Source organism: Klebsiella sp. A-Nf5, from assembly GCF_002810545.1.
GTDB lineage: Bacteria > Pseudomonadota > Gammaproteobacteria > Enterobacterales > Enterobacteriaceae > Klebsiella > Klebsiella variicola.
In genome coordinates this window covers 47,343-68,368 of the sequence record NZ_PIOG01000169.1, presented here as the reverse complement: position 1 = coordinate 68,368, position 21,026 = coordinate 47,343, and the positions used below count along the sequence as shown (strand labels likewise).

General features: G+C 58.9%; 22 protein-coding genes. 11 read left to right on the top strand and 11 right to left on the bottom strand.

From position 1 onward, the window contains the following. The 6 genes from CWM53_RS19015 to CWM53_RS18990 are packed head-to-tail and all read left to right on the top strand — an operon-like array spanning position 1 to position 3,869. The gene (locus tag CWM53_RS19015) at positions 1-315 is read left to right on the top strand and encodes a PTS sugar transporter subunit IIB (RefSeq protein ID WP_061156257.1); all 315 of its coding nucleotides are present in this window, start codon (positions 1-3) and stop codon (positions 313-315) included. Further along, the gene (locus CWM53_RS19010) at positions 308-1,675 is read left to right on the top strand and encodes a PTS sugar transporter subunit IIC (RefSeq protein WP_100730482.1); all 1,368 of its coding nucleotides are present in this window, start codon (positions 308-310) and stop codon (positions 1,673-1,675) included. The genes CWM53_RS19015 and CWM53_RS19010 overlap by 8 nt, the downstream gene beginning before the upstream one ends. Beyond that, the gene (locus tag CWM53_RS19005) at positions 1,662-2,504 is read left to right on the top strand and encodes a class II fructose-bisphosphate aldolase (RefSeq protein ID WP_100632117.1); all 843 of its coding nucleotides are present in this window, start codon (positions 1,662-1,664) and stop codon (positions 2,502-2,504) included. The genes CWM53_RS19010 and CWM53_RS19005 overlap by 14 nt, the downstream gene beginning before the upstream one ends. 58 nt (positions 2,505-2,562) lie before the next feature. Further along, on the top strand, positions 2,563-2,832 hold the full coding sequence (locus CWM53_RS19000) for a hypothetical protein (protein WP_002882858.1): 270 nt from the start codon (positions 2,563-2,565) through the stop codon (positions 2,830-2,832). 9 nt (positions 2,833-2,841) lie between these two features. After that, positions 2,842-3,279 carry a PTS sugar transporter subunit IIA gene (locus CWM53_RS18995; protein WP_012543282.1) on the top strand — a complete coding sequence of 146 codons (438 nt, stop codon included), beginning with the start codon at positions 2,842-2,844 and terminating at the stop codon, positions 3,277-3,279. Further along, positions 3,276-3,869, top strand: coding sequence for an AAA family ATPase (locus CWM53_RS18990; protein ID WP_100730481.1), 594 nt, complete (start codon positions 3,276-3,278; stop codon positions 3,867-3,869). The genes CWM53_RS18995 and CWM53_RS18990 overlap by 4 nt, the downstream gene beginning before the upstream one ends. On the opposite strand, the gene CWM53_RS18985 is transcribed toward CWM53_RS18990, so the two are convergent. Both CWM53_RS18985 and CWM53_RS18980 read right to left on the bottom strand, forming a co-directional pair. Next, on the bottom strand, positions 3,866-4,189 hold the full coding sequence (locus CWM53_RS18985; RefSeq protein ID WP_061156253.1) for an AzlD domain-containing protein: 324 nt from the start codon (positions 4,187-4,189) through the stop codon (positions 3,866-3,868). The genes CWM53_RS18990 and CWM53_RS18985 overlap by 4 nt on opposite strands. Further along, positions 4,189-4,848, bottom strand: coding sequence for an AzlC family ABC transporter permease (locus CWM53_RS18980; protein ID WP_074387454.1), 660 nt, complete (start codon positions 4,846-4,848; stop codon positions 4,189-4,191). The genes CWM53_RS18985 and CWM53_RS18980 overlap by 1 nt, the downstream gene beginning before the upstream one ends. A gap of 100 nt (positions 4,849-4,948) precedes the next feature. Between CWM53_RS18980 and CWM53_RS18975 the strand changes: the two genes are divergently transcribed. The 5 genes from CWM53_RS18975 to CWM53_RS18955 all read left to right on the top strand — a co-directional run bounded on the left by CWM53_RS18975 (position 4,949) and on the right by CWM53_RS18955 (position 10,770). Further along, complete coding sequence (locus tag CWM53_RS18975; RefSeq protein ID WP_002882865.1) at positions 4,949-5,497, top strand: helix-turn-helix domain-containing protein; 549 nt, start codon at positions 4,949-4,951, stop codon at positions 5,495-5,497. Between the two features lie 87 nt (positions 5,498-5,584). Next, positions 5,585-6,580: a substrate-binding domain-containing protein gene (locus tag CWM53_RS18970; RefSeq protein WP_100632120.1), complete on the top strand. Its 996-nt coding sequence runs from the start codon at positions 5,585-5,587 to the stop codon at positions 6,578-6,580. 114 nt (positions 6,581-6,694) lie between these two features. Further along, entirely contained in the window at positions 6,695-8,818 is a 2,124-nt protein-coding gene (locus CWM53_RS18965) for an alpha-galactosidase (RefSeq protein WP_046882438.1), read from the top strand. Positions 8,819-8,859: 41 nt separating this feature from the next. Beyond that, positions 8,860-10,125 (top strand): MFS transporter, encoded by a 1,266-nt coding sequence (locus CWM53_RS18960; RefSeq protein ID WP_012543278.1) that lies wholly within the window; start codon positions 8,860-8,862, stop codon positions 10,123-10,125. 51 nt (positions 10,126-10,176) lie between these two features. After that, complete coding sequence (locus CWM53_RS18955) at positions 10,177-10,770, top strand: maltose acetyltransferase domain-containing protein (RefSeq protein WP_074387450.1); 594 nt, start codon at positions 10,177-10,179, stop codon at positions 10,768-10,770. A gap of 123 nt (positions 10,771-10,893) precedes the next feature. Here the strand turns inward: CWM53_RS18955 and rhaM are convergent, their stop codons facing one another. From rhaM to rhaB, 9 genes are all read right to left on the bottom strand, one after another. Further along, entirely contained in the window at positions 10,894-11,208 is a 315-nt protein-coding gene (gene rhaM, locus CWM53_RS18950; protein ID WP_002882870.1) for an L-rhamnose mutarotase, read from the bottom strand. Then, on the bottom strand, positions 11,205-12,353 hold the full coding sequence (gene fucO / locus CWM53_RS18945; protein ID WP_100632123.1) for a lactaldehyde reductase: 1,149 nt from the start codon (positions 12,351-12,353) through the stop codon (positions 11,205-11,207). The genes rhaM and fucO overlap by 4 nt, the downstream gene beginning before the upstream one ends. 114 nt (positions 12,354-12,467) lie before the next feature. Then, on the bottom strand, positions 12,468-13,472 hold the full coding sequence (locus tag CWM53_RS18940; RefSeq protein WP_100730480.1) for an ABC transporter permease: 1,005 nt from the start codon (positions 13,470-13,472) through the stop codon (positions 12,468-12,470). After that, positions 13,469-14,476 carry an ABC transporter permease gene (locus CWM53_RS18935; RefSeq protein ID WP_165784255.1) on the bottom strand — a complete coding sequence of 336 codons (1,008 nt, stop codon included), beginning with the start codon at positions 14,474-14,476 and terminating at the stop codon, positions 13,469-13,471. Before CWM53_RS18935 ends, CWM53_RS18940 begins: the two co-directional genes overlap by 4 nt. After that, positions 14,473-15,984, bottom strand: a complete 1,512-nt coding sequence (locus CWM53_RS18930; protein ID WP_100730479.1) for a sugar ABC transporter ATP-binding protein — start codon at positions 15,982-15,984, stop codon at positions 14,473-14,475. Before CWM53_RS18930 ends, CWM53_RS18935 begins: the two co-directional genes overlap by 4 nt. 144 nt (positions 15,985-16,128) lie before the next feature. Next, a complete protein-coding gene (gene rhaS, locus CWM53_RS18925; protein WP_008807884.1) occupies positions 16,129-17,115 on the bottom strand; it encodes a rhamnose ABC transporter substrate-binding protein in 987 nt (328 codons plus the stop codon). An 81-nt stretch (positions 17,116-17,196) separates the two neighbouring features. Continuing rightward, the gene (rhaD, locus tag CWM53_RS18920; RefSeq protein WP_008807883.1) at positions 17,197-18,027 is read right to left on the bottom strand and encodes a rhamnulose-1-phosphate aldolase; all 831 of its coding nucleotides are present in this window, start codon (positions 18,025-18,027) and stop codon (positions 17,197-17,199) included. Positions 18,028-18,175: 148 nt separating this feature from the next. Next, the gene (gene rhaA / locus CWM53_RS18915) at positions 18,176-19,435 is read right to left on the bottom strand and encodes an L-rhamnose isomerase (RefSeq protein ID WP_032741520.1); all 1,260 of its coding nucleotides are present in this window, start codon (positions 19,433-19,435) and stop codon (positions 18,176-18,178) included. Beyond that, a complete protein-coding gene (rhaB, locus tag CWM53_RS18910) occupies positions 19,432-20,898 on the bottom strand; it encodes a rhamnulokinase (RefSeq protein WP_100730478.1) in 1,467 nt (488 codons plus the stop codon). The genes rhaA and rhaB overlap by 4 nt, the downstream gene beginning before the upstream one ends. Positions 20,899-21,026: the final 128 nt, after the last annotated feature.

Here is a 21,026-nt window from a genome sequence, read left to right as displayed (position 1 = left end):
ATGCTGAAAATTTTATGCGTATGTGGCTGCGGCCTCGGTTCAAGCTTTGCCATTGAAATGACGGCGAAGGCAGTTTTAAAGAAGCTGGAAATTCCCGCTCATATTGAACACACCACCGTGTCCGAAGCCGGAGCTTTTAAATCGGATATGATTCTGACGCAAAAAACTTTTGCCGACATCTTAACCGCCGATGCCAGTGAAGAAGATATTAAACGTGTCGTGGTGTTGAATAAGCTTACTGATAAAGAGGAGATTGAAACCAAGATCGTCGCATTCTTAAAAGAACGTCATCTGAAGGTGGCTGATTATGAATAGCTTCGTTGCGTTTATCGTTAAGGATTTACTCGGTCAGGCATCCATCCTTATTGCTTTTATTGCCATGCTTGGCCTGATCCTGCAAAAGAAATCGCCAGGCAAAACCGCGGAAGGAACATTTAAAACGCTACTCGGTTTCTTAATTATGATGGCCGGGATAAACATCATTGTCGCTACGCTGACCTTCCTGAACGATATCTTCACCCAGGGGTTTGGCATGAAAGGCTACATTACCGATGTGGCCGCCATCGCCGGGTTAGCGAACCGTGAATTAGGTTCGGAGGTGGCGCTGACGCTGCTGGTGATCTTTGCCGTCAATATTATTATCGCCCGTCTGACGCCGCTAAAATATATTTTCCTGACCGGCCAGGCGCTGCTGTGGATGGCGACAATTGGGGCTGTCGTTGGCTATAAGTCCGGGCTCACCGGCGTACCGCTGATTTTAACCGGGGGCATCTTCGGCGGGGTGATGGCGGTCTTGATGCCGGCCCTGGCGCAGCCGGTGGTCAGGCGCATTACCGGGTCTGACGACGTGGCCCTGGGGCACTTCTGTACCATCGGTTATCTGGTGCAGGCTGCGGTCGCTAAGGTCGTCGGTAAAGGTTCTCGTTCCACGGAAGATCTCGAGCTGCCTGATAACTTTAAGTTTCTGCAGGATACCTATCTGGCCATGGCGGTGGTGATGGTGCCGATGTATCTCATCCCGGCTATCGCGGCGGGGCCGCAGTACATCGCGCAGTTCTCCGGCGGCATTAATTATCTGATGTATGCCTTCATGCAGTCCATTCAGTTTGTCGCCGGGGTCTTTGTCCTCTATAGCGGCGTGCGTTTATTACTCAATGAGCTGGTGCCGGCTTTTCGCGGTATCGCGATGCGTATTGTCCCGGATGCGAAGCCTGCTCTCGATTGCCCGGTGCTGTTTCCCTATGCGCCGAATGCGGTGATTGTCGGATTTCTGGCGACGACTGTCGGCTCGATTATCGGCATGCTGGTTTTCCCGATGTTCGGCCTGGCGATGATCCTCCCCGGGCTGTTAACCAACTTTTTCGCCGGCGGCACGGCAGGGGTATTTGGCAATGCGCTGGGCGGACGTCGCGGGGCGATGATCGGCGGGGTTATCCACGGTCTGTTTATCACTTTTCTGCCGGCCATTCTGGTGCCCATGCTGGAGAGCTACGGCTTTACGGGCGTCACCTTCAGCGATTCTGACGTCATCAGTTCCGGTCTGGTATTAGGCCACGCCTTCCAGAATAACTGGCTCTTTGTCGCCTTGTTTATTGTGTTTGTCGCCGCACTGGCATGGTTTGTAAACGGTAAATCCGCTAAGCCGAAAGGGGAAAATGTTCATGAGTCTGTATAATTTTAATGAGATTTTAAACATCGCTCAGGAAAGAAATTTTAAAGCGATTGGTTCGTTTAACTTGCACTGTATAGAGATGTTACCGGCTTTTTTCAAAGCCGCGCAAAACAGCCACAGTCCGTTAATGATCCAAATTTCAACCGGTACCGCAGAGTATCTGGGGTATCGGTTACTGGTCGATGCCGTGTGTTCATTAGCAGACAGTGAAAATATCCCGACCTGCCTGCATCTCGATCATTGCTCCGATATTAAGGCCATCGAGACGGCAATGAATGCGGGTTTTTCGTCGGTGATGTACGACGGCTCTCACTTAAGCCTCGAGGAAAATATCGGCAATACGCGAATTGTGGTGGAGATGGCCCGCCCGCGCAATATTACGGTAGAAGGCGAGCTGGGGGCGATCGGCGGGTCAGAGGATGGAAAAGCGGTGGCTGCCGAAGATATCTGTTTTACTACCGTCGACGACGCGAAACGTTTTGTGGAGGAGACGCAGGTCGATATGTTGGCCGTCTCCGTGGGCACTGTGCATGGCCTGTACACCGGTAAAGCGCAGATACAGCATGCGCGGCTGAAGGCGATAAGCGAAGCGACGGGCGTGCCGCTGGTGCTGCATGGCGGCACAGGCGTTAGTGACGACGATATGCGGCTGGCCGTCACTGAAGGAATTAATAAAGTGAACGTCGGAACGGAAATGAACGTGCAGTGGGTCGACCGCTGTAAATCAACGTTCGAGAAAGGAAAAGTAAATGACAGCGTACGGAAATTTTTAATTCCTGCCAACCAGGCAGTGACTGCCGTATTAATGGAAAAAATGGCGCTATTTAAATAGCGTTTTTACCGACACATATCTTTTGTTGCCCTGTCTTCCGCCAGGGAGGGAGCTTGCTATGTTTGAATCATTGAAAACGCTGTGGAAAAAAGAGCAGAACCCGCTGCAGGATTATGATCAACAGTCCCGTCAGCTGGCGGAAGAGATCGCCAGACTGGAAGGCGAATTACAGCGCCAGCCCGATAATAGCGACGTGCAAAAAACATTGATGTTGACTTACAACCGGGCACTATCGGTATATGCCAAAAGTAAGAGCCACCGGCAGGATATCGATGCGCTGTTTCTGCAGATTGATAATTTACGCAATATTATTCGCCGCAATATTTAGGAACAGAGAATGACCATAAAAGAACTGCTTATTGAGGCCGATGCTATTCAGGTTGGCGTAGTGGAGTCCGACTGGCAGCGGGTAATAAAGTTGGCTGCCCGCCCGCTGGAGGCGAAAGGGTTTATTTCGGCGGAATATAGCCAGGCGGTGATCGACAATACCTTGAATCATGGCGCTTATTACGTTTTTGATGAAGGGATTGCCATCCCCCATGCCCGCCCCGAGTGCGGCGTCAGGCGAAACTGCTTTAGCCTGGTGGTGCTGGAAAAGCCCATCCCGTTTGCGGACAGTGAAAAGGCGGATATTGTCATTATGTTTGGCGCCCGGGACAGCAATGCGCATATCGAGGAGGGCATCCGTTCCATCGTCGCGCTGCTGGATAACAATGACACCATGGCCAAACTGCGGACGGCCCGCAGCCGGGAGGAGGTCGTCGCATTACTATGAACAGAAATCTGACCCCCGGCTGCAAAACGGCCATTTTAATCAACGGCATTCCGGCGTCGGGGAAGAGCACCATCACCCGTTTGCTGGCGGAGACCTTTAGCCTGCCGGTGTTGACGATCGACGGCATCAAAGAGCCGTTTATGGCGCGCCTGGCCCCCGTCGACCGGCCACTGAATCGCGAGCTGGGCTGTGCGGCGTATGAGGTGATCTGGTCGATTGTCGGCGCGTCGCCTGCCAGTATGGTCTGGTTGATCGACGCCTGGTTCGGTTTTCAGCCCCGTGAAACTTTGCAGCAACTGTTACAGCTGGCGGGCGTGGAGCAGGTGCTTGAGATCTGGAACCATATCTCCCCGGAGATGGCCGTCGAGCGCTATGCCTCGCGGCTGGCGATGCGGCCGCCGGGCCACCCCGGAGAAGAGTATCTGCCGGAGCTGGCCCAGCTGGCCGGGCGTGCGCAGCCCATGGCGTTAGGGCCCGTACTGACGATAGACCAGCGGTACCCGCTGGAGATAAAACCGGTTATTCACTGGCTTGAAGGCGCGATCGCTGGAAAGCACGCCGGTTTGGCGGATTACGCTTACCCGTCCTAGGACATACCCGCCAGACGCAGCAGCGCCGTCACCACGGCGGCGGCGATAATCACGCCGATCAGCGGGACCTTGCGCCAGGCGAGGAACACGGCGAAAGCAACGCCCAGAACGCGCGCCATGCCGGCGAAATGCGCGCCTTCATAGAAGGTGGTGGCCAGGGCGACGGAAAAAAGCAGCACCGTCGCCGCATCGGAAAGCAGCGCCTGCGAGCGCTCGGAAAACGCCAGCCGATTGCCGAGCTTCGCGCCGCCGAGACGCATCAGATAGGTTCCCAGCGACAGGATGGCGATACCGGCGATAAACAGCGTCATATTGCCCATTATTTTTTCCTCGACAGTAAACCAAACAGCGAAAGCAACACCGGCAGCCCGGTGGGCACAAACGGTACGGCGGCAAGCGCCAGTGCGGCGCCGCTGGCGGCGCGGATCAGCGTAGTGCGGTTTTTAAAGGCCGGGATCACCAGCGCCAGCAGGATCGCCGGGAAGACCGCGTCAAGCCCGATGGTTTCCGGCGCCGGCAGCAGTTTTCCGACGGCCGCGCCGGTTAGCGTGCCGAGGGGCCAGATTAGCGCGACGCCGGCGCCGCACAGCCAGTAGGCCGCTTTGCGCTGCGCGGGGGTGGGCTGTGACAAGCCAAAGACCACGCTCTCGTCGTTCATAATGTGGCACCCGATAAAGCTTAAGGCGCGCCGACCAACCAGTTCGCGTACGGTCACCCCGAACGGGATATGGCGCGCGTTGACTAACAGGCCGGCGGCGGCGGCGGCCAGTGGGCTACCGCCGCTGGCGACAATGCCGATAAACATAAACTCAGAGGCGCCCGCCAGCACGGACACCGAGAGCAAGAGCGGCACCCATAAGGGGAAGCCGTAAGCCACCGCCAGTGACCCATAGGACATGCCCACCACCCCGACGGCAAGGCAGACCAAAGCGATCGCTTTTATCGTGTCTCCGCTGAGACTGGAGAGAGTTTGTTTCATATCACTTAGCCATATCGAACGAATTTCCATTATAATGAACACATAATGATCGTTTTTCAAGGCGAACGAATCGTTCGATATAAAAAACAAAGGGGCGGGTATGACACAGCCAATCAGCGTTATCGCCAAAAGCCTGGTGCGGGAGCGGGCGCGGACCGGTCTCTCGCTGGCGGAAGTCGCGCGTCGGGCGGGTATTGCAAAATCCACGCTATCGCAACTGGAGTCCGGCAACGGCAATCCGAGTCTGGAAACGCTGTGGTCGCTCTGTGTGGCGCTGGATATCCCGTTTGCCCGCCTGCTTGAGCCGCAGGTGAACAAAACGCAGGTGATCCGCCGCGGAGAGGGGACAAAAGTGGTGGCGGAGCAGGCGAACTATCAGGCCATTTTGCTGGCCGCTTGTCCACCCGGCGCGCGTCGGGACATCTATTTACTGTTAACCCAGCCCGGCGCCGATCGTATTTCGCATCCGCATCCGCCAGGCTCGGTGGAACATATTATCGTTACCCAGGGGCGGGCGCGGGTAGGGCTGACGTCGGCGCCGGAAGAACTGGGCGAGGGCGACTATATCTGTTACCCGGCGGATCAGGAGCATGTTTTTCAGGCGCTGGAGCCGGATACGCAGGCCCTGCTGATCGCTGAGCAAAACTGACATCGCGTCGGCGGGGGACGCGCGCTCGCTGGACGTCATAGCCATATTGCGGGAAACTAGCTTTCCTATGCGAAAACAGGGATTTTTATGTCGCTGAAAGCCATTGCCAAACAACTTGGGATCTCCGTCACGACCGTCAGCCGGGCGTTGAACGGCTATGACGATGTGTCACAGGAGACCCGCGCCCGGGTTGAGGCTGAAGCGCAGCGCCGGGGCTATCGCCCCAACACTTTCGCCCGCCGTCTGAAAATGGGCACCATTGATGCCGTTGGTCTCGTCTTTCCTGTCCGCCCCGTGCCGCTCAACAATAACGTTTTTCTTGAGATGGTTGGGGAGATCAGCCATGAGCTGGCGCGCCATGACATTGATTTGTTGCTGATCGCCGATGATGAACAGGCGGATAAACATGGCTATATGCGCATGGTGCAGGGCCGTCGCGTCGACGCTTTAATCGTGGCCCATACCCTGGATGACGATCCGCGGCTGGCGCAGCTGCAGGCCTCTGGCTTTCCGTTTCTGGCGCTCGGCCGTAGCCGCCTGGCGCAGCCCTACGCCTGGTTTGATTTCGATAACTATGCCGGCACCTGCCGCGCCACCCGCCATCTGATTCAACAGGGCCACCAGCGTATCGCTCTGCTGGGTGAGAACAACAATCAGGCGTTTATTTTGCAACGGCGTAACGGCTATCTCGATGCTCTGCGCGAGGCGGGGTTATCCGATGCATGGCTGCGTAGCGTGCCGGCGACGCGCCGAGGCGGCTATCAGGCCACGCTGGAGTTGCTGCGCCTGCCGGAGCCGCCCACCGCGATTATTACCGACTGCAATACTCATGGCGATGGCGCCGCCATGGCGCTCGCCCATCTGGGCCGTTTAACCGGCGACAACCGCATCGCCCTGGTGGTGTATGACGGACTGCCGCAGGACAGCATCATAGAGACCGATGTCGCCGCGGTGATCCAGTCCACGCGCCAGGGCGTGGGGCGGCAGATTGCCGATATGGTGCGCCGCTTAATCGCCGGGGAAGATCTCGCCACGCTGCAGGTACTATGGCAGCCGGAATTTTTCCCGGGTGAAACTGCCTGACCTGACCCTTTTTCATCCGTAATTCTGAAGCCGATCACGGATCCGAAACGTTTTGGTTGGCATCCGAAACGTTTCGGATCAACAGTAAGACATTCCTTGTTATGGAGATGTCTGATGTCTGATTCGCTGATACACCTGCAAAGCGCCGGTGCCGATGTTGTCATTAAAACTCGCCCTTTCGCCGAAATTGTCTACTGGGGGCCACATTTAAGCCACTTTTCACCGCAGGATGCCGACAGCCTGACGCGCCCGGTCGCCAACGGCAGACTGGATGTCGATTCGCCAGTGACCTTAATGGCGGAGCTGGGCCATGGCCTGTTTGGCGCGCCGGGCATTGAAGGCCATCGTCAGGGTCTGGATGCCTCTCCGCTGTTCACCACCAGCGAAGTGCGGCACGAGGGCCAGACGCTGACCCTGGTCAGCGAAGATCCGCAGGCCGGCCTGCGTCTGCACAGCGAGATCGCGCTGGATGCCAGCGGCGTGCTGATCGTGCGCCATGGCGTGACCAATCTGCGCGCCAGCCCATGGCAGGTGGATCGCCTGGCGGTCACATTGCCGGTCGCCGAACGCGCTCGCGAGGTGATGGCTTTCCATGGCCGCTGGATCCGCGAGTTTCAGCCTCACCGCCTGACGCTGGAGCACGACAGCTTTGTGCTGGAGAACCGCCGTGGGCGCACCTCTCACGAACATTTCCCGGCCCTGATCACCGGCAGCCGCGCCTTTAGCGAGATGCAGGGTGAAGTCTGGGGCGTACATCTGGCCTGGAGCGGTAACCATCGCCTGCGGGCGGAGGTGAAAACCGATGGCCGTCGCTATCTGCAGGCCGAGGCGCTCTATCTGCCGGGCGAAATGGCGCTGGCGGAAGGGGAAACCTTGTGGACGCCGTACCTGTATGCCAGCTACTCGGCGAACGGGCTGAACGGCATGAGCCAGCAGTTCCATCGTTATCTGCGCGAACGGATTATTCGCTTCCCGGGCAACAAGCCGCGCCCGGTGCATCTCAACACCTGGGAGGGGATCTATTTCGACCACGACCCGGACTACATCATGCGTATGGCGGATGAAGCGGCGGCCCTGGGCGTCGAGCGCTTTATTATCGATGACGGCTGGTTTAAAGGGCGCAACGACGACTGGGCGGCGCTTGGGGACTGGTATCTCGATGAGAAAAAATACCCCTACGGCCTGACGCCGGTTATCGATCACGTGAAATCGCTGGGGATGGAATTCGGTATTTGGGTGGAGCCGGAAATGATTAACCCGGACTCCGATCTGTACCGGGCGCACCCGGACTGGGTGCTGGCGCTGCCGGGCTATACCCCGCTGACCGGCCGCCATCAGTTTGTCCTGAACCTCAATATTCCGGAAGCGTTTGATTATCTGCTGGAGCGAATGAGCTGGCTGCTGGGCGAGCATGCGGTGGACTACGTGAAGTGGGATATGAACCGCGAGCTGGTGCAGCCTGGGCATCAGGGACGCGCCGCCGCGGACGCGCAAACGCGCCAGTTCTACCGCCTGCTGGATACGCTGGTGGCCCGTTTCCCGCACATTGAATTTGAATCCTGCTCCTCCGGGGGAGGACGGATCGATTATGAAGTCCTCAAGCGCAGCCATCGCTTCTGGGCGTCTGACAATAATGACGCCCTTGAGCGCAACACCATACAGCGTGGCATGAGCTACTTCTTCCCGCCGGAGGTGATGGGCGCGCATATTGGCAATCGCCACTGTCATGCCACCTTCCGCCAGCACAGTATCGCCTTCCGCGGCCTGACGGCGCTGTTTGGTCATATGGGACTTGAGCTGGATCCGGTGAGCGCTGATGAAGAAGAGCGCGCCGGATACCGGAAATATGCGGCCTTACATAAACAGTGGCGCGACGTGATCCATCACGGCGTGCAGTGGCGGATGGATATGCCGGACGCTACCACCCTTGCCCATGGCGTCATCAGCCCGGATAAAGCGCAGGCGATTTTCCTCGTCAGCCAGCTGGCGATGCCGGACTACACCCTGATGGCGCCGCTGCGCCTGGCGGGGCTGGAGGCGAACGCCCGCTATCAGGTGACGCTCCTCGATCATCCGAACATTCAGATCACCGGCGAGGGTGGCCACACCATGCGGAAGCTGCCGGCATGGATGACGACGCCGCAGACGGTGAGCGGTGAGTGGCTACAGCAGGCGGGGCTGGCGCTGCCCATCCTCGACCCGGAAAGCGCCATTCTGATTGGCCTGCAACGCGTGTGATGGTATCGGGCCGCGTCGCGGCCCTTCTTGAGGAAAATATAATGAACCCGACCGTCTGTACCCACAAAAACAACCCCAACTTCTGGATTTTCGGGCTGTTCTTCTTTCTCTACTTCTTCATCATGGCCACCTGCTTTCCGTTTCTGCCGATCTGGCTGTCGGACGTCATCGGCCTGAATAAAACCGAAACCGGCCTCGTTTTCTCCAGCCTGTCGCTGTTCGCCATCTGTTTCCAGCCGGTCCTCGGGGTGATCTCTGACAAGCTGGGGCTGAAAAAACACCTGATGTGGATCGTGACTGTTCTGCTGGTGCTGATTGCTCCCTTCTTCCTCTATGTTTTCGCTCCGCTGCTGAAAACCAACATCTGGCTCGGGGCGCTGAGCGGCGGCGCCTATATCGGCTTTGTATTCTCCGCAGGTGCCGGCGCGATGGAGGCCTATATCGAACGGGTAAGCCGCAACAGCGGTTTTGAATACGGCAAGGCGCGCACCTTTGGCTGTCTGGGATGGGCGCTGTGCGCGACTACTGCCGGAATGCTGTTCAGCATTAATCCCGAATGGGTGTTCTGGATGGGGTCAGCCGCCGCGCTGCTGTTGGTGGTGCTGGTGGCCATCGCCAAACCGCAGGCCAGTCAGTCCGCGCAGGTAATGGACTCGCTCGGCGCCAATCGCCCGGCGATCGATTTAAAAACGGCGGTGCGCATGTTCCGCCAGCGTAAGATGTGGATGTTTATTCTGTATGTCATCGGCGTGGCCTGTGTGTATGACGTCTTCGATCAGCAGTTCGCCACCTTCTTTAAATCGTTCTTCGCGACCCCGGAAGCGGGCACCCGCGCCTTTGGTTTCGCCACCACCGCGGGAGAAATATGTAACGCCATCATTATGTTCAGCTCGCCGTGGATTATTAACCGCATCGGGGCGAAGAATACCCTGCTGATCGCCGGGATGGTGATGGCGGCAAGGATGATTGGCTCTTCCTTCGCCACCACCGCCGCGGAAGTGGTGGCGTTGAAAATGCTCCATGCGCTGGAGGTGCCGTTCCTGCTGGTGGGCGCCTTTAAATACATTACCGGCGTGTTTGATGTCCGGCTGTCGGCGACGATTTATCTGGTGGGATTCCAGTTCGCCAAGCAGGTGGCGGCGATCTTTCTCTCCGCCTTCGCCGGCAATATGTATGATCGGATCGGTTTCCAGGAGACCTATATGATCCTCGGCGGTATTGCCCTGACGGTCACCTTAATCTCCGCGTTTACGTTAGCGGGTAAGGCGAAAACCGAGCCGCTTCGGGATAATGCGATGACCGTTTAATTATCAACATTCCGTGGCACAGGGAGGTGCCTGACAGAGAAGGAAGATGGCATGATGGATATGAAAAAACGTATGAACAGCGGCGAGCTTTACCTGGATGCAGGATATGGTTTGCCGGAGCAGCGACTGATGGGTAAAGCGCGGGCCTATGAATATAATCATTCGCATCCGTTTAATCAGGAATTGCGCAACGATATTATTCAGCGCATGTTCGCTAAAGTCGGCGAACAATGTTGGATAGAGCCCCCGATCAATATCGCCTATGGGATCCATACGACGATTGGTGATAATTTTTATGCCAATTTTAACCTCACTTTGGTCGACGATGCGGACATTATCATCGGCGATAACGTCATGTTTGCGCCAAATGTGACCATCTCCACCGCCGGGCATCCCATCCACCCTGCGCTGCGCCATACGCATCAACAATTTTCTTTACCGGTGGTGATTGAAGATGGGGTCTGGTTAGGCACAGGGGTGATTATTAATCCTGGGGTAACGATTGGTGAGAATTCGGTCATTGGCGCGGGCAGTGTGGTGAATCGTTCCATACCGGCGAATGTGGTTGCCGCAGGCGTACCTTGCCGGGTATTAAGAGAAATTACCGATGCGGATAAAGACAAATACGCTCTTTTCCCCGGATGATGGGCGATAGAGACAGGGTGGCATGAGGGATCGTGTTATCTGTTTTGCATCGCCGCCGTTGAACCGGCCTCCAGCCCGGATGGGGTGGAGGCCGGGGAAGGTACTACCCGGCATCGCGGTGTTTCACGCCAGATAAAACACTTCTTTGAGCTCCGCGCTCAGCGGGCTGTTATCCGGGTTGCTGGGCATCACCTCGCGCATGTATTTCCACCAGCGCTGGCACACTTCCGTGCTGGCGACCGCCTCCCAGCGGGCTTCCGACTCAATCTCCACCGTCGCGAACAGCAGATGGCGTTCTTTATCGAGATAAATGGCGTAATGGTGCGCGCCGTGGTCCTTCAGCACTGCCTCCAGCTCCGGCCAGATGGGGTTATGGCGGCGCTGGTACTCCTCGTGCGCATCGGGGTTCACCTGCATGACGAAGGCTTTACGGATCATAAGGCCTCCAGATAGAGCTCGCGAACCTCATCGCGGCTGGCGGGGCGCGGGTTGCATGGCGCGCATGGGTCGGCCAGCGCTTTATCCAGCCAGCCTTCGATATCGGCTTTGCTGATGCCAAGCTTGCTGAAACCCTGGGGGATCCCTACGCGTTTGCTCAGCGCGCGGATGGCGTTGATGGCCTCCATGCTGGCGGCCTCATCGCTCATGCCGCGGGTATCGACGCCCATCGCCTGCGCCACGCGGGCGAAGCGCGCCACCGCGTTCGGGCGGTTAAAGTTTTCGATGATCGGCAGCAGGATGGCGTTGCACACTCCGTGTGGCAGGTTGTGGGTGGCGCCAGGCTGATGGGCTAGGGCGTGTACCAGCCCGAGGCCGGCGCTGTTGAACGCCATGCCCGCCAGATACTGGCCAAACGCCATCTGCTCGCGGGCCTGCAGATCGTGTCCATCCTCTACCGCTTTCGGCAGCCACAGGTTGATCAGGCGAATGGCCTCGAGGGCGTTGGCGTCGGTCAGCGGATGGGCGCCAACGGAGACAAAGGCCTCGATGGCGTGGGTCAGGGCGTCCATGCCGGTGGCGGCGGTAACGGCTGGCGGGATGTCGAGCATCACGCTGGCGTCGTCGACGGCGATATCCGGGATCAGGTTCGGGTCGATAATCACCTCTTTTACCTGCCGCTCGCTATCGATAATCACTGCGTTGCTGGTCATCTCCGCCGCCGTGCCGGCGGTGGTGTTGATGGCCACCAGCGGCACGCCAGCGTTTTTCACTTTGCCGACGCCGGAGTAGGCTGTGGAGGGGCCAGGGTTGGCGGTGAGGATTTTTATCGCCTTGGCGGTATCAATCGGGCTGCCGCCGCCGAAGGCGATCAGGTAATCGCAGTGTGCCGCCTGGTACGCCGCGTAGCCTTGCTGCACCAGCGCTTCGGTGGGGTTGGGAAACACGTCGTCAAACAGCTGGTAAGCCATCTGCTGTTCATCCAGCGCGGAAAACAGGCTGTCCAGCAGGCCCAGCTTCACCAGCTGGCCGTCGGTAACGATCAGCGCCTTGCCCCACTGTTTACCGGCCACCAGCTTGACCATATCGCCGATAGCGCCTGCGCCGTGGAGGCTGATTTTTGGTAATGCCAACATAAAACTCATGATAATTCTCCTTAATGTTGATTTGGGTAATCCGTTTCCCTTCACCCGCCCCCGGGTCGTGGCTGGCGCCTTACCCGGGCTACACGTACCGGTCAGATTAGGGGGAAGGGGAAATTAAATTCGTCTTCGCTGCATCATCCGCCGGGTAATAATCGGCAGGGAGATCACCACGATCAGCATGGCGCCGATAATTACCGACATCACGATACCGGGGACGTTCAGCAGGCTCAGGCCGAAGGTCACCAGCCCCATCAGAAAGGCGGCAATGATCACCCCGGGCATGCTGCCGGAGCCGCCGAGAATATTGACGCCGCCGAGCACCGCCATGGTGACAACCGCCAGCTCCCAGCCCATCGCCAGGGTAGGGCGGGTACTACCGAGCCGTGAGGTCAGCAGGACCGCCGCCAGCCCGGCCATCAGCCCGACCAGCGCGAACAGCACCAGGTTATGACGCTTAACATTGATCCCGGAGAACCAGGCGCCAGTCGGGTTATTGCCGATGGCGTAGGTCCGGCGGCCAAAGTTGGTTTTATGCAGCAGGAAGGTGAAGGCGGCGGCGAGGAGGATAAACAGCGCAAACTCAAAAGAGAGCGCCCCCCACACGTAGCCCTGGCCGAACCAGGCGAAGCTCTCCGGATAGTGATTGAGCGCCTGATCGCCCAGCAGGATATAGGTGATGCCGCGATACAGGCTCATGGTGCCGATGGTGATCACAATGGACGACAGGTTAAAGCGAGTCACCAGCAAGCCGTTGAACAGGCCGCACAGCAGACCTACGCCCAGGCCGATGATCACTAGCAGCGGCGTGTCCACCCCCGCTGCCGCGCAGAAGCCCATCACCGTTGAGCTGAGCGCCATCGTCGAGGCCACCGACAGATCGATTTCCCGGGCGATAATCAGCATCGCCATCGGCAGGACGACGATCGCCTTCTCGGTAAAGGTAAAGGTCGCGTCCGACAGGTTCCAGATATTGAGGAAGTACGGGGAAGCCATCGCATTGCCGATAAATACCGCCAGGGTGACCGCCAGTAAAAACCCTTCCCAGCACAGCAGGCGGCGCAGCGGCGACGGCGCGACCGGAGTGTTTTTCATCTCTTCAGATACCATCATCTTGCTCATGATTTCACCGCCTGTTTCTGCCGGGCTAACGCCGCGTTGCGCAGGATTAACCGCCCGTGACTGCGATTGCCGCGCTCGTTGAGCAGCACCGCCATGACGATCACCGCCCCGGAAATCGCCATTTGCCAGAAGGGCGAGATGCCGATCACCGGCAGGGCGTTATTGATGACCCCGAGGAACAGCGCGCCGCACAGGCAGCCCAGCACCCGTCCGCTTCCGCCCATGGTGCTGATACCGCCGATCACGCAGGCCGCTACCACCTGCAGCTCAAAGCCGTTCGCCACGTCGACATAGGCGACAGCGAAGCGCGAGATCCACAGATAGCCGCAGAAGCCGGCCAGCGCGCCGGAGAGGCAGAAGCTGACGAACTGCATTTTTCCGGCGTTAATGCCGGTGTAGTACGCCGCCGTCGCGTTGCCGCCTGCGGTGTATAAGGCCCGGCCGGTGCGGCTGTAGCGCAGGAAATAACCCACCAGCAGCAGCGCGGCGATGGCGCACCAGCTCAGCAGCGGCAGCCCCAGGAGCGTGCTGCGCGGCAGACTGAGAAAATCAGCGCTCATCTGATGTGAGTTAACCCAGCCGCCGTCAGTCAGCAGGAAGATAATGCCGCGATAAATGCTCATGGTGCCCAGGGTCACCACGATGGCTGGAATGCCGAGGCGCCAGACCAGCAGGCCGTTAATCATCCCCATCAGCAGGCCCAGCAGAGTTGCCAGCGCCAGCAGCGCGACCACCGGAATACCCGGATAGTGGGCGTTAAGCAGGGCGACGATCATCCCGGTCAGCGCCAGGTTGGCGGCCATCGACAGATCGATGCCTTTGGTGAGCAACACCATCATCTGGCCGAGGGCGAGGATGATAAGGATGGCGGTATCGTTAAACATCTCCACCAGATTGCCCGGTGAAATGAACGAGGGCGCCCGGCTGCCGATGGCGCCGATCATCAAAATGATGACCACCGCCAGCAGCGCTTCGCGATGTTTAAGCCATGCGTGTCCCATCATGCCGCCTCCTGGCCGATGCCGCTGGCGGCGCTAACGATGGTTTCCGCTGTCGCTTCACCGGCCTGGTATTCGGCGACCATCAGCCCTTCGTGCATCACGATAATCCGGTCGGCCATGCCCATCACTTCCGGCAGCTCTGACGACACCATAATCACCGCCAGTCCCTGGCTGACCAGCTCGGACATAAACTGATGCACGGCGGCTTTTGAGCCGATATCGATGCCTTTGGTCGGCTCATCGAGGATGATCACCTCGGGCTGGGTCGCCAGCCATTTGCCGATCACCACTTTCTGCTGGTTGCCGCCGGAGAGGGTCTCCACCGGCTGCCGCCAGCTGAAGGCTTTAACCTGCAGGCGCGAGGCATACTCGTCCGCCAGCCGCCATTCCCGGGCGTCGTTCAGGACGCCGTTAGGATTGAGCTTGCTGAGCTGCGGCAGACTGATGTTCTGGGCGATGGGCAGGGCGATGAGCGCCCCCTGTTTCTGCCGCTCTTCCGGCACGCAGACGATGCCTGCGCGGATGGCGTCGGCGGGCTGGCGAAAGCGTATGGGGCTGCCGTTCAGGCGGATCTCGCCGGAGGAGGGACGCGAGACACCGGAGAGCGCCTGCATCAGCTCGGTGCGTCCGGCGCCCACCAGGCCGTAAAAGCCGAGAATCTCTCCCTTGCGCAGGCGGAAGCTGATATGAGCAAACTCGGTAGGATGACAGAGATCAGTCACCTCCAGCACCGTTTTCCCGGGTGTGCAGTCGACTTTCGGGTAGGTTTGGGTGATCGCCCGGCCCACCATCATCGACACCATCCGCTCTTCGGTGATGTCGCTTATCGCCCCGGAGCTGACGTACACCCCATCGCGCAGGATGGTGTAATAATCGGCCAGCTCGAAAATTTCATCGAACTTATGCGAGATAAACAGGATCGCTTTGCCGTCCTGCTTCAGACGCTCGACGATGTGATAAAACTCCAGGATTTCATGCTGGGAGAGGGCGGCGGTCGGCTCATCGAGGATCACCACCTGGGCGTCGAAAGCCAGCGCCCGGGCAATCGCCACCATGTGACGCTGGGCGATGCTGAGCGTTTTCAGCGTGGCCCGCGGGTCGATCTGGACTTCCAGCCGGGCGAGGATCTCGCTGGCTCTGCGGTGCATCGCCGGCCAGTCGAGCGTTTTTAACAGTCCCTTATACAGATACTGGCCGACGAAAATATTTTCACTGACTGAGAGTTCGTCAAACAGCACGGTTTCCTGGTGAATGGCGGTGATCCCTACCTTATGCGCCGACTCCGGCGTTGGCAGATGAATGGGGATCGCTTTATAGAGGATCTCGCCCTCTTCGGGCTGATAAATACCGGTCATCACTTTGACCAGCGTGGATTTCCCCGCGCCGTTTTCGCCGATTAAGGCGGTCACTTTGCCGGGCCAGAGATCAAGCTGCACGTTCTCAAGGGCGCGCACACCGGGAAAAATCTTGGTGATCCCCTTCAGCGACAGCAGTGGCGTTGATGCTGACATGATAGTTCTCCGTAAAATTCCCCTCACCCTAACCCTCTCCCCAGAGGGGCGAGGGAACGGTCCGGTGTCCGCTGGCGGCCTCGTGCAGAGGACCAGCCTTTCCCCCTCTCCCTCCGGGAGAGGGCCGGGGTGAGGGAATAAGGGTTAGAAAATTTTCGAGAACTTATCGATGTTGCTCGCATCGTAGACAAACGGCTCTGCCATCGCGCCATTCCCCTCAGCATCCAGCTTCACTTTGCCCAGCTTGCCCATACTGGCTTCGGTTTTGGTCGCCGTGCCTTTGACTAAATCGTCGGCCAGATAGGTGGCGGCGTAGCCCAGGTCAATCGGGTTCCAGATGGCGAAGCTTTTGCTGGCGCCGGACTTGATGGCGCCGGCCATTTCCGACGGCAGCCCCAGCCCGGTGACATAGACTTTGCCGATTTTGCCCTGATCCTTCACCGCCTGCGCGGCGGCAACAATGCCCACCGATGACGGCGAAACAATGACTTTCAGGTCCGGATATGATTTCAGCAGGCCCACCGCTTCGCGGTAGCTTTTATCCGACAGATCGTCACCGTAGGCGACAGTGACCAGCTGCACGGACGGATACTGCGGCAGCACCTTTTTCATCTCCTCAATCCAGATGTTCTGGTTAGTGGAGGTTGGGGTGGCGCTTAACACGGCCACTTCGCCTTTCTCAACGTTCAGCGCCTTCAGCGCATCGGCGGCGAGCTTGACGTTGGTTTCGCCAATTAAGGCGTTATTCGAGGGGTTAAGATGGATCTGGCGGCCTGCCGGCGCCACGCCGGAGTCCCACGAGACCACCTTGATGCCGCGCTGCATCGCTTTTTTCAGCACCGGTACCACGGCGTCCGGATCGTTGGCGGAAATGGCGATCGCATCCACCCCCTGGGCGATCAACCCGTTCAGCACGTCGATCTGCGCTTCGGCGGTGGTAGTGGTCGGGCCGGTGTAGATCACTTTGACATCACCTAACTCTTTGGCTGCCTGTTGGGCGCCAACGTTGGCGGCTTCGAAGAAGCCATTTCCCAGCGATTTCGCCACAAGGGCGATTTTAACTTCTGCTAAGGCGGAACCGGACAACGCCAGGGCGGCAACGGTGAGGATCAAGCTTGTCTTTGTTTTCATTGCTTTTACTCCACATGAGTTAGTTTTGTAGGGTTTGCAGGTGATGTTTCGCCCCGTCTCGGTGAGCGGGGCGCGATGTTGTTATGGATAAAGATCTAAAGCGGACTGCAGCGGCTGCACATTGAAGCGTTTGCCAAGGGCGATAAGCTCTTCGCGGGTGATGGTCTGCTTCATCCCGCCCATCGACAAGACTTTCACCAGCACTTCGGCGGACTTCTCGGCGGTGTCGATCAGGCCGAAGGTCTCATCCAGCGTGGGGCCGCTGCCGAAGACGCCGTGGAACGGCCACAGCACCAGCGAGTGCTTTTGCATGGTTTCGGCGGTCGCCTGGCCGATTTCATCGGTGCCCGGCACCATCCACGGCAGAATGCCGACGCCGTCCGGGAAGACCACCAGACATTCGGTGCTACCTTCCCACAGCTTGCGGGTGAACAGATCGCTGTGGTTCTCCAGAACATAGGTCAGGGCGATCAGGTTGGTGGCATGGCAGTGCATGATCACCCGGTCTTTGCCGCCGGTCAGTTTGATGCGCTCGCTGTGCGACAGGAAGTGTGCCGGCAGCTCGGAGGTCGGTACGGCATCCTCGGTGAGGCCCCACAGGATATGGTATCCCGCGCCATCGCTGTCGACCTTTACCACGCCGAGGTTAGCTGCCGGGTCGAGCTGGACGTTACGGAAGAATTTGCCGGAGCCGGTGACGATAAATGGCTGGTTGGCCAGGATTGGCATCGGCTGGCTGAGGGCGATGTAACGCGGTTTGGCGTGGAAATCCGCCGCATAAGGTTCGATATCCGCTTCATCCAGACGCAGCGTCAGGTTGCCGCCGTTGCGTTCGTCCCAGCCTTTCAGCCAGGCGTCGGAGGTGGCTTTGATCATGCCCTGGACGAACCAGGCGTCGATAATGGTCTGCATAGTCTTGTCTTTCCTGTTGATTCGGTGCGGGGTTGACCCCTCACCCTAAATATGTGCGTGCCCCCGGATTGCGCCGTAAGCGGCTTATCCGGGCTACCGGTTCGTAGCCCGGGTAAGGCGTCAGCCGCGACCCGGGGAAGCCCGTGCATTACCCGCGCTGGCTCAGAACCGCATTCTCATAAGCCCGCACGTTGTCCAGCCACTGACTGCCCGCCGGCGTGTCATGACGCTGACAGTACATCTCCCAGATGGCCTGCCATGGCAGCGATTTTTGCTCTTCGAGCAGCGCCAGGCGGGCGGTGTAATCGCCGTCGTTCTCCAGCTGACGAAGCTGAGCGGTCGGTTCCAGCAGGGCGCGCAGCAGCGCTTTTTTCATATTGCGGGTACCAATCACCCAGGCCGCGATGCGGTTGATGGAGGCATCGAAGAAGTCGAGCCCGATGTGCACGCGGTCAAACAGGTTATGGCGAATGATTTCGCTGGCGATGGCCTGGGTCTCATCATCCAGCAGCACCACGTGGTCGCTGTCCCAGCGCACCGGGCGGCTGACGTGCAGCAGCAGGCGCGGGATGTAGAGCATGGCGGCAGAGATTTTGTCGGAGATCACTTCCGTCGGGTGGAAGTGGCCGGCATCCAGGCACAGCGCGGTCTGGCGACTGGTGGCGTAGCCCATATAGAACTCGTTGGAGCCGACGGTGTAGCTTTCGGCGCCGATGCCGAACAGCTTGCTCTCCACGGCGTCGATGTGATGCGCCGGATCGAATTTCTCGCTGATCACCTCATCAAGGGCATTCAGCAACCGCTGGCGCGGTGCGAAGCGGTCAACGGTAATATCTTTCATGCCGTCCGGCACCCAGATATTCATTACCGAGGGGGTACCCAGCTGTTCGCCAAAATAAGCGGATACGCGACGGCTGGCTTTGCAGTGGTCGATCCAGAACTGGCGGATCTCATCGTTGGCATGCGACAGGGTAAAGCCGTCGGCGCTCAGCGGATGCGAGAAGCAGGAGGGGTTGAAATCCAGACCCAGTTTGTTGGCTTTCGCCCACGTAACCCAGTTTTTAAAGTGCTCCGGCTTAATCTCATTGCGCGCTACCGGCGCGTCGGATTCCAGGTAAATAGCATGCAGGTTGAGACGCTTTGGTCCCGGGATCAGGCTCAGCGCCTGCTCAAGGTCGGCGCGTAGCTCTTCCGCATTGCGCGCTTTGCCCGGGTAGTTGCCGGTCGCCTGGATGCCGCCGGTCAGGCTTCCCGCCGGGTTTTCGAAACCGGCGACGTCGTCACCCTGCCAGCAGTGCATGGAGACGGGCAGACGGTCCAGCTGGCGCAGGGCCTCCTCGACATCCACGCCGACGGCGGCGTAGCGCTGCTTAGCAATTTCCCAGGCTTGTTCAAGTTGAGTGGTCATGCGCAAAGCTCCTTGATCTGTTGTGGCTGAAACTGCGCCACGAAACGGGCAATTTCACTATCAGGATTGGGGGTAAAAGCGGTGAGCGCCGCGTTGTCGCGCACCACTTGACGAAACTCATCGACATTGGCCAGCTCGTCGAGGGTCATTAACTGGATGCCGATATTGCCGAGGGTGGAGGCCTCCACCGGGCCGGCCACGACGGCGATCCCGCAGGCGTCAGCGCATAGCTGGTTGAGCAGCGCGTTCTGGCAGCCGCCGCCGACGATATGCAGCTGGCTGAAGGGCTGGCCGCGCAGCGCCGCCAGCTCGTTAAGAACCCGGGCGTAGAGCAGCGCCAGGCTGTCGAAAATACAGCGCGCCAGCTCGGCATCGCTTTCAGGAACCGGCTGCCCGGCGTCGCGACAGGCGGCCTGGATCTCGGCGCTCATACTGGCCGGATTGATAAAGCGATCATCGTTGCAGTCAATCATGAAGCGGCACGCCGGTAGCGCGGCGGTGCGGGCGATCAGCCCCTGCAGGTCGCTGACGTGTTGTTCTTTCAGCACCCGCTGCAGCAGCCACAGGCCCATGATATTTTTCAGCACCCGGTAGCGGCCTTCGGCTCCGCCTTCGTTGGTGATATTGGCCTGCAGCGCCGCGTCGCAGGTGTATGGGGTCAGGCTTTCAAACCCCATCAGCGACCAGGTGCCGGAGGAGAGATAGGCGGCATGGCGGTCAGCCAGCGGGGAGGCGATCACCGCGCTGGCGGTGTCGTGGCTGGCGACCGCGACCACCGGAATACGGTTGCCCTGCGGGCAGATCCAGTGACCAATCACATTGCCGGGGTGGGTCGGCTTTCCGAACCACGCCAACGGCGCGCCGGTCCAGTTCAGCAGCGTCTCATCCCAACTATCGCTATTGATGTTAACCAGCTGGGTGGTCGTGGCGTTGGTATATTCCCAGTTCAGATTGCCGGTCAGGCGGAAGCTGAAATAGTCGGGGATCAGCAGGGCATGCGCGGCCTGACTGACCAGCTCCGGCTGCTGCTCCACCAGGGCGCGCAGCTGGTAAAGGGTGTTAAACGGCAGAAATTGAATGCCGCTGCGGCGATAGATCTCCGCCCGGCCCAGCTGTTCTTCAGCGTGACGTAGCAGGCCCTGGGTGCGGTCGTCACGATAGGAGATCGGCAGTCCGACGCGCTGGCCCTGCTTATCCAGCAGGACATAATCCACCCCCCAGGTATCGATGCCGATACTGTCGATCAGGATGTCCTGCTCACACACTTTCTCCAGCCCGCGACGGATCTCGCCCTCCAGGCTATCCACATCCCAGCAGTCGAAGCCATCCACCTTCTGCAGGCTGTTGGTGAAGCGATGAATTTCCCGCAGCGTCAGGGCGCGTGGCCCGGACTGATAGCTGGCGAGCATCACCCGCCCGCTGGAGGCGCCTAAATCGACGGCGACACAATGACGAATACTCATGGAAAGACCCTTCTTAAAATCATTGTCCGCAGTCTAAAAAAGGCCGCTTACTGACACCTTCTCACTACGGACAGCCAAAACTGGCCGCTGGCAAGAAAGCAAAGGTGACCGTGAGGGAAATCACAATT

Coding starts and splice junctions, on each gene's coding strand:
- CWM53_RS19015 (WP_061156257.1), top strand. CDS start 1: ATGCTGAAAATTTTATGCGTATGTGGCTGCGGCCTCGGTTCAAGCTTT.
- CWM53_RS19010 (WP_100730482.1), top strand. CDS start 308: ATGAATAGCTTCGTTGCGTTTATCGTTAAGGATTTACTCGGTCAGGCA.
- CWM53_RS19005 (WP_100632117.1), top strand. CDS start 1,662: ATGAGTCTGTATAATTTTAATGAGATTTTAAACATCGCTCAGGAAAGA.
- CWM53_RS19000 (WP_002882858.1), top strand. CDS start 2,563: ATGTTTGAATCATTGAAAACGCTGTGGAAAAAAGAGCAGAACCCGCTG.
- CWM53_RS18995 (WP_012543282.1), top strand. CDS start 2,842: ATGACCATAAAAGAACTGCTTATTGAGGCCGATGCTATTCAGGTTGGC.
- CWM53_RS18990 (WP_100730481.1), top strand. CDS start 3,276: ATGAACAGAAATCTGACCCCCGGCTGCAAAACGGCCATTTTAATCAAC.
- CWM53_RS18985 (WP_061156253.1), bottom strand. CDS start 4,189: ATGGGCAATATGACGCTGTTTATCGCCGGTATCGCCATCCTGTCGCTG.
- CWM53_RS18980 (WP_074387454.1), bottom strand. CDS start 4,848: ATGAAACAAACTCTCTCCAGTCTCAGCGGAGACACGATAAAAGCGATC.
- CWM53_RS18975 (WP_002882865.1), top strand. CDS start 4,949: ATGACACAGCCAATCAGCGTTATCGCCAAAAGCCTGGTGCGGGAGCGG.
- CWM53_RS18970 (WP_100632120.1), top strand. CDS start 5,585: ATGTCGCTGAAAGCCATTGCCAAACAACTTGGGATCTCCGTCACGACC.
- CWM53_RS18965 (WP_046882438.1), top strand. CDS start 6,695: ATGTCTGATTCGCTGATACACCTGCAAAGCGCCGGTGCCGATGTTGTC.
- CWM53_RS18960 (WP_012543278.1), top strand. CDS start 8,860: ATGAACCCGACCGTCTGTACCCACAAAAACAACCCCAACTTCTGGATT.
- CWM53_RS18955 (WP_074387450.1), top strand. CDS start 10,177: ATGATGGATATGAAAAAACGTATGAACAGCGGCGAGCTTTACCTGGAT.
- rhaM (WP_002882870.1), bottom strand. CDS start 11,208: ATGATCCGTAAAGCCTTCGTCATGCAGGTGAACCCCGATGCGCACGAG.
- fucO (WP_100632123.1), bottom strand. CDS start 12,353: ATGAGTTTTATGTTGGCATTACCAAAAATCAGCCTCCACGGCGCAGGC.
- CWM53_RS18940 (WP_100730480.1), bottom strand. CDS start 13,472: ATGAGCAAGATGATGGTATCTGAAGAGATGAAAAACACTCCGGTCGCG.
- CWM53_RS18935 (WP_165784255.1), bottom strand. CDS start 14,476: ATGATGGGACACGCATGGCTTAAACATCGCGAAGCGCTGCTGGCGGTG.
- CWM53_RS18930 (WP_100730479.1), bottom strand. CDS start 15,984: ATGTCAGCATCAACGCCACTGCTGTCGCTGAAGGGGATCACCAAGATT.
- rhaS (WP_008807884.1), bottom strand. CDS start 17,115: ATGAAAACAAAGACAAGCTTGATCCTCACCGTTGCCGCCCTGGCGTTG.
- rhaD (WP_008807883.1), bottom strand. CDS start 18,027: ATGCAGACCATTATCGACGCCTGGTTCGTCCAGGGCATGATCAAAGCC.
- rhaA (WP_032741520.1), bottom strand. CDS start 19,435: ATGACCACTCAACTTGAACAAGCCTGGGAAATTGCTAAGCAGCGCTAC.
- rhaB (WP_100730478.1), bottom strand. CDS start 20,898: ATGAGTATTCGTCATTGTGTCGCCGTCGATTTAGGCGCCTCCAGCGGG.